Genomic DNA, 574 nt, shown 5'->3' with positions numbered 1-574 from the left:
TATAGGATTATAATATTTTAATTGAAAATTTTTTATATTCTTTAATTCATTAAGGTAATTTTTATTTTCTTCAGATATACAAGAAGTTATTATATGAAAARTAAATTCTTCATCTTGAGATGAATTTCTTAATATAGATACAATCAAAGCTGACATATATTCTACAACATTGTTATCAGCACAAAGACATATATTATATTCTTGCATATATTAAAAACCCTTAAATAAATTATTCTTTTTGTGCAGTAGCTTCTTTTAGATTAATACCCATAATAAATAGGAATATAAATCCAACTATAGTAATAGGTACAATACCCATCATATGATAAACTAAAGCATAAGGAGCAGCTAYTGTTTTTTCWACACCTATCAATGAAAGCCCAAAAATAATAGCCCATTCAAAAGGTCCTATTCCAGAAGGTGCAGAAGGTACAGCAAAACCAAAGCCTCCAATAGCAAACATAAATAAAGCTATAATTGGAGAAGATTTTATATTAAATGCTTCTAAAAGAAAACCTATAGTAAATATTTGCCCTACAAGATAAAGAATTGTATAGAAAAATATTAAAAATAT

The 574-nt window shown here is 25.2% G+C and carries 2 protein-coding genes; both read right to left on the bottom strand.

Annotation, left to right across the window (positions count from 1 at the left end; genetic code table 11):
- Positions 1 to 207, bottom strand: a 207-nt coding sequence (locus GQX97_RS14240; RefSeq protein ID WP_368666591.1) for a glycosyltransferase, incomplete at its 3' end; no start/stop codon positions are given.
- A 22-nt stretch (positions 208 to 229) separates the two neighbouring features.
- On the bottom strand, positions 230 to 574 hold a 345-nt coding region (locus tag GQX97_RS14235; protein WP_198391270.1), incomplete at its 5' end, for a lysylphosphatidylglycerol synthase domain-containing protein.

It is taken from the genome of Brachyspira sp. SAP_772, from assembly GCF_009755885.1.
In the GTDB taxonomy this organism is placed as follows: Bacteria; Spirochaetota; Brachyspiria; order Brachyspirales; family Brachyspiraceae; genus Brachyspira.
Note: the sequence above shows the minus strand (reverse complement) of the source record. Positions and strands in the feature narration are given on the sequence as shown.